The organism is Burkholderia sp. ABCPW 11, assembly GCF_001523445.1.
GTDB lineage: Bacteria > Pseudomonadota > Gammaproteobacteria > Burkholderiales > Burkholderiaceae > Burkholderia.
Window position 1 is genome coordinate 87054 of the sequence record NZ_LOVM01000036.1, and the last position, 6603, is coordinate 93656.

Here is a 6603-nt window from a genome sequence, read left to right on the forward strand (position 1 = left end):
TTGACGTCCCTCTAGAAAGAACGAACCTCGAAAATTGAAGAATAGATGCCCACCCTTTTACCGGAGTCAAAAATGGCGACACAATCGTCAGAGCGCTCGGCCCTTCCGCAAGCAATGTCCGAAAGGACGTCGAAAATTGTCGAGTCGGAAGCACCTTAACATTAGCCATTATTGTTTTTCCTTAATTGATAGTACGCCAACGCTCCCGATCTACTTGAAAAAAAAGCAAACTCGTCTCCATACGTGCGAGCGATGATCTGTAATAGTACTTCCTTTTCGTAACGCGCCCCAAGTTTCCTTTCTTGATCGAGAAGAAAGTAAGTGACCGGTGCAGTCAAGGCTTGTCGCGCGTGAACCAATCTAATATGACCAAACGCATCGTACAAAAATTCCCGAGTAGCCAATATCAAATCTTCGTTTGGCTCGTGCAGTTCACCCGTTGGACGGAGCAAATCTAAAGTGGGTGCCATTCCACCAAACAACTCACCTTTCTGTGGAACACGGAGAAATGCCATGCATTCCAAAGTCGGACTTATCCAATGATTGGCCGCCCAATCTCCTTTCCATTTCGCACAGTCCAGAAATTTCCGACCGGCCGGTGTCAAAATTCTATTTTCCGGATCATAATGATCCAGCTCTACAGCCCAAGATTTCCGGGGTGAAAAATGATGTCGCCCAAAGTCGGAGCTTGGACGATCCAGGCTTATCACATTAAGACGATTTGTTTTTAGCCAGTGGACTTGCGAACCACCCGTTTTTACAAGGCGCATCAAAACTGGCTTACTCGGAAATACCTCTTGCATCCAACCAAATCGTGCTTGGCGCGACTCGAACACCAAATCGCGAAAATCCGCAGCAAGACTATCTGCCGTCTTTCCTTGTTCGCTCTCAAGCAACCAAAGCACTCTCAAATACGCATCCGCGTCGTTTTCCAAGATCAGATGCTCGAGTATAACTTTCTCCAACTCCGGGCTTACAGCTCTCGCAGCCCGAATAGACACTCCCGCATCAGTTAATATATATTTACTTAAATGAGGCGCACTCGCCCCTTGCAGCTTTGAAATAATTCCAAGTTCCGACGCAAAATTTAGGATATCTGTTGCATATTTTTCAGTTAATGATTCACCAGCTTGACCGACAGCCGTTAGACGCTTTGTGAGTTCAAACTGATAGGCACTTGCATCGTCGAATAATGTCACGATACCAGCCATTCGGCGGATGCTAAATGCCCCGGTTGTGTAACCCACTTGCCTTGTCAATGCATGAACAAACTCTGCCTCAGCTTGTGCTCGGTTGTATACGCGCCTTTGCATCATGTTGGAGTGTTCCCACCGTGGGCCGTGACTCTCGGTCGAATCTGAGCAGCAAACGCCCGTCCACTGGCAGCATCGGCTACAAGACACTCCCCTGGATCAAGCGCTCGAAGGACGTCGGGTAAGTCGACACCCCGAGACGAGCCGACGTCGTAGGTGAATGATGCTCTAGTGGGCATCCGCGCGACTGCAGCCTGAAGATCCGTTTCGAAGCCCAAAAAATGCGTGATCGTCATATCTACCTGACTCATTAGGCGAGGATCAACTGCAGAAGGTTGCTGAGTGGCGAACACCATCGAGAGCCCAGCATCTCGTCCTCGTTTAACGTAGTCAATCACCGGACCGGTGGCCGCTGTTCCCATTCCTGCTGGGACTACTACATGCGCCTCATCGATAAATAGCCACAGCCGGTCAGGCAAATTAGAACCATCCGATGTGCCGCCCCCAAGTCTACGCGCCACTCGGCGAGTTTGATGATGGACGCTCATACGATCTGCAAGCATTCTCGTGAGAACCCCGACAACGAGAGCACGCATCGAATCACCTAACTGACGCATTAATATTACAGAAACACAGCCAGGCGACAGCAGTTGTTCGAGTGCGACTGCTGATGTGCCGATCAGCTGCGATCCCGCTAGAGACTCGAGACGCCAACACAAGCCTTCGATCGTCGATGTCTGAAATGATGACAAAATACCGCTAGGAATACATCTCGTGGCTAGACCGGCAGGAGCTTCGTCGGGAAAATTGCGAACCAGCGTAATAAGAGCCTGCCCCAAAGAAGAGAATCGCTCCAACTGTAGCAATGCCAGCCAATCATCAACGGTAAGTTGAGAAGGGGATATTTGCAACGTAGTTACATTGTTTAACGGAGTCCGATATCCTGCGGGCGCCCATAAACGAACATTTGGAATAGATGCGGTCGAGAGCCCCCATCGACCAATCGCATCCAGTTGATGCCGATCTTCACTCAAATTCTCGCTCGGCTCTCTGGCGATAGTCCAAAATTGATCCTGGACATCAAATATTACAGTTGACCACGTCTGATCGCTACTACCATTAATTGCCCCTGCCCCAGAAACCGATTCGGCAATCACTCCTAAATCAAAGCTTTTCCCGCTTCCTCTTGATCCAAATATTCCAATTACATGAGGAAACGATAAATCCAACCAAACTCCTGCATCCAGAGCGTTTGAGGCCTGCGCACCCTCGGCAACTTTCCCAATCAACCCCAGTCGACCACTGGAAGAATCAAGACGCCGACCTATCACTACCGCCCGATTCACAGAATCAAAATTAAGTAAAGCTGTCGACTCATTGGCTCTCAGTTTTGAGGTGGTAAGAACCTTCTTTGTTTTCATTTTAAACTCCGGATAACTCTGGTCTCTTGTGAACCTTCACAGTTCGGCCAGGCAGCAGCTGTACTACAATATCAGGCTCTAGTGCAGCGAGAAGCCGATCTGGTGACGCCGTAGCAACAACAATCGCTTTTCCTGTTCGCTTGCTCAATCCCCGCAAGCCCTTACATACTGCAGCAGCTGAAAGATCGTCTAGCGGCTCGCAGAACGCATCTACGAACAATACCTCAGGATCCTCTGCCAAGGCACATGCAATAGCCAAACGATATTTCTGCCCATCGCTAAGTGTAGCCGCCGGCCGTACGAACAATGATGACTCTGCTAAACCTGCAACACCAAGCAGTGACAATGCATGTTCAAGACTAACATTTTCAAGCAAGTCCACCGGCGCCTTTCCTAAATCAACCTGGGTAACCCAGGATACGCGATCAGTGCCCGATATGTCACCACTCTGTATGGCGATTCCCTCCGGTAACGAATGCATATTCGTAAGACTTTGATACACGGCGCGCAGTATGACAGACTTTCCGGTGCCGCTTGGTCCAGTAACTAAAACGATGTCTCCAGACTCGATGTCTAGATCCAAATTTGAAATCAGATTAGCTTCGACTCGCTTCGCAACGATGCCAAATGCCTCAGCAACTTTCCGACCACGAGGGCTAGAAGACGGAGCGACGGAAGTCCGAATACTTAAGTCGCGAATCGTGACCAATTTTTCCCCGAAAGCCAATGGTCTATTTCTAAGAAGACTCGTCCCATTGGACATTGGACGCGCAATTGGCGCAACCGCTTGAAGGTGTTTTGATGCAGCAGGAGTAAGGCCATACATGTATGTCGGTTTGGGACGCCGAAATACACGATGTAACGCAATCCACTCGTCATCCGTCAGTGTCTCCGGAGATCGCCGAAGGACATTAAGTAGGCTTTCTAGCCCGATATTACGTCGACTCATCACTCCCAATAACATGGTAGCATACGAGCGTTGTAGGCTCATAATTCCGCCACCACCTTGAGGAAAATCGCCCTGCTCCCCACTCTTAATAGTTCTGCTCAAGAGATAGCGCATATCCCGAAGCATGCGCTCCTCATTCCCTTCTGTATCTCCGACATAGGTAAAGCCAGCCCCCAATACGAAGGGGGCAAAACGAAGCATATCTGCTGTAATCTCAAGAAATACAGCTCGACTTCCACCGTAATGCCAGCGATCACGCGCGTAAATCGTCGCAGCGCTCGCGAGTTTTGATGCGACCCCAAGTCCACGAAGCTCAGGATAAACTACACAGCGAGAAATCCGTGCCAGTCTTTTTGTATGGCGCTTTGCCGTGCTCATATCCCATCGTTGCCAATGGACGTCATTTTCAGAATCCGAGAATGGTCGATCCAAGACAATTTTTCGCGCAGTATTTACGAGTAATGCGGAAGTTATTTCAACAAATCCAATAACCTTTGGCAAAAATCTATGCGAAGTTACCGCGATAAGCGGTACCGCACGACCGGCCATTTTTTCACCACGATAATGAAACTGCTTCAAGCCATCAAGCCCCGATAGCTCATCATCAGACTCCACTTCCTTAATTACTATATCAATAGTCTCGTGCCCAATATTAACACAATGCGAAACAGACCATGAGCCGCCAATATCTAACAAATCGTTATTTTCATCTAATATTATTTTTATATCATGACTATTTTTTTCGACCAATACCCTATCGCCCTTTCCTACCGGGGCAAATGGTCGCACATAAATAGTAGCGCCTGATTCGAGCCGAAGCTCGGTCGACGCCCCACGTCGCGCTCGTGCCATCACACGATCGCCGATATTTTCCGATTTCTTCAAGCTCTTCTGCTCACGTGAATTTATCTTCCGCAAACTGGTTTTATATCGTGACGCCATTCACAATTATTAAATAGCCCCCAACCAAGTACGGATTAGTAATCTCAATATGCATCAACCCCGTATGAAAGGGGATATATTGCCACATGCTAATTGGGGCATCTATCGAATACATAGTGCAACCTACTGTCTAGCATCGTCTTCGTTCGACACAACCATTTGTCGTCGGTCTAATGCAATCCAATCTCGCCCCTTCCTACCAAAACAAGCAAGGATGGCGCTCCGGATGCCGAAATATGCGCGAAGATCGAGGATTTTTGCCCGATTCCACGGCCCGAGCTGCTGCGCACCTTGTCGCGCCTTGCTGAGCGTATGCTTTGCAAGATCGGCAAGGGTCTCCAATTGCGAGTCGGAGTGGAACCCGAGATGCGCCAGCGCATCATTGATGAATTTGCCGTCGTCTTCTGGAACGGGGAAGCGTCTCTCGGTAATTGACATCTACTTGGGCCTCAGTTGACTATACACACGCGTCTATCTAGATTAGATACGAAGTGTACAGAAGTCCGCAAGCTCAGTACAAGCTCGAAGAAGCGGTCATCTGGCTTTGTAACGTTACAACCTTTGTACCGAAGGTGGTCACAATATTCGGCAGATCAATAGCAGGACTGAATGCTGCCGATTTACGGAGTAAGGCAGCAGAAGTAATGACGAGACCATGCTTCGTGTGGCCCAGCTGGCTCAATGTAAGACACGTGCGCTCGCGTTCCCTCACTTCTCAGCCTCCGGCGCTTCTCTCGACGCTCACCGTCGGCAACCATTACGATGAAGATACGTTCCCGGCCGTCGTCCTTCGATGCGCCCTCAAGGGTGGGCGTGTCCCACGTGTGCAAGCCTGCGGGCAAGAAAGCATCTGATAGGCCGCACATCCCCATTAGGCCGGACTGACGGAATTCAACGCTGGGCAACTTATGTATCTGCCAGGGATTCCCGTCACCGTGCCTGCCGCCCCGCAGGTCTCGCCCATCCATATCTAGACCTGTACCTTAATTTCCTGCGGCGGAAATGACCTGCCCCCGGTTCTAGTCCGAACTGCAGTTAGAGGCCGAGGTTAAAATGACCCTGAACCGGAATTAGTCCCGGTCAGAAGTGGAGATTTCCGGCTTGGTTGAGTTGTCAGGCGAGGCGGATTCCCTTGCCTGACGGGCGAATTCGGCGGGCGTCATCCACTGCAATGCGGAGTGGGGACGAACCCCGTTATAGTACGTGCGCCAGTCGTCGATTTTGCTCTGCGCATCGGCCAATGACAAGAACCAATGCGCGTTCAGGCATTCCTGCCGGAAGCGCCCATTGAAGCTTTCGACCTTGGCATTGTCAGTGGGCGTGCCCGGTCGGCTGAAATCCAGCTCAACGCCATGTTCATACGCCCACCGGTCCATTGCCTTCGAGATGAATTCGCTACCATTGTCGACCTTGATCGTGGCAGGGTGCCCGCGCATAGCAGTGATACGCGTCAGCGCTTCGACCACATGCTCTCCCTTCAAACTTTGTCCGACCTCGATGGCCAGGCATTCTCGTGTGTAGTTGTCGACGACGGTCAGCGTCCGAAGGCGTCGCCCATCGAACAAGGCATCTGCAACGAAATCCATGCTCCAGATTTCGTTGACCGCGGTCACGATGTGCTTGGGCCGCACCAATGCAAAAACCCCCGCCTGATCGGGCGGGGGTTTCTGTCTTGAGGGGAGCCTGACGATTACCTACTTTCACACGGGAATCCGCACTATCATCGGCGTAGAGTCGTTTCACGGTCCTGTTCGGGATGGGAAGGGGTGGGACCGACTCGCTATGGTCATCAGGCAAAGAGGGTTGTTGCGTTGCTTCGCAGCGCAACCAATCTTGGAAGAAGCAGTAATTTTGGGTTGTGAGCTGTATCTCACACGTATGCGGTACTTCAACCGTCGTACGTCGAGTGCCTTGCACTCGACGCTCGATGTCCGTAAGCGCTAAAGCGCTAACGGGCATCGAGACAGACTTGTTATAGGATCAAGCCTTACGGGCAATTAGTATCGGTTAGCTGAACGCATTACTGCGCTTACACACC

The 6603-nt window shown here is 50.5% G+C and carries 4 protein-coding genes, 1 rRNA gene and 1 pseudogene; all 6 read right to left on the reverse strand.

The window, feature by feature from the left end:
- Positions 1 to 161 precede the first annotated feature (161 nt).
- The 6 genes and pseudogenes from WS61_RS34885 to rrf all read right to left on the reverse strand — a co-directional run bounded on the left by WS61_RS34885 (position 162) and on the right by rrf (position 6359).
- Positions 162 to 1211 (reverse strand): hypothetical protein, encoded by a 1050-nt coding sequence (locus tag WS61_RS34885; protein WP_157692738.1) that lies wholly within the window; start codon positions 1209 to 1211, stop codon positions 162 to 164.
- 101 nt (positions 1212 to 1312) lie between these two features.
- Entirely contained in the window at positions 1313 to 2674 is a 1362-nt protein-coding gene (locus tag WS61_RS34890) for an ATP-binding protein (RefSeq protein WP_157692739.1), read from the reverse strand.
- Between the two features lies 1 nt (position 2675).
- Complete coding sequence (locus tag WS61_RS33550; protein ID WP_157692740.1) at positions 2676 to 4508, reverse strand: ATP-binding cassette domain-containing protein; 1833 nt, start codon at positions 4506 to 4508, stop codon at positions 2676 to 2678.
- 180 nt (positions 4509 to 4688) lie between these two features.
- The gene (locus WS61_RS34895; protein ID WP_157692741.1) at positions 4689 to 5003 is read right to left on the reverse strand and encodes a hypothetical protein; all 315 of its coding nucleotides are present in this window, start codon (positions 5001 to 5003) and stop codon (positions 4689 to 4691) included.
- 632 nt (positions 5004 to 5635) lie between these two features.
- Positions 5636 to 6193, reverse strand: a pseudogene (locus tag WS61_RS16295) (IS3 family transposase); the annotation flags it as partial.
- A 53-nt stretch (positions 6194 to 6246) separates the two neighbouring features.
- Positions 6247 to 6359: ribosomal RNA gene (rrf, locus tag WS61_RS16300) — 5S ribosomal RNA — on the reverse strand.
- Positions 6360 to 6603 lie beyond the last annotated feature (244 nt).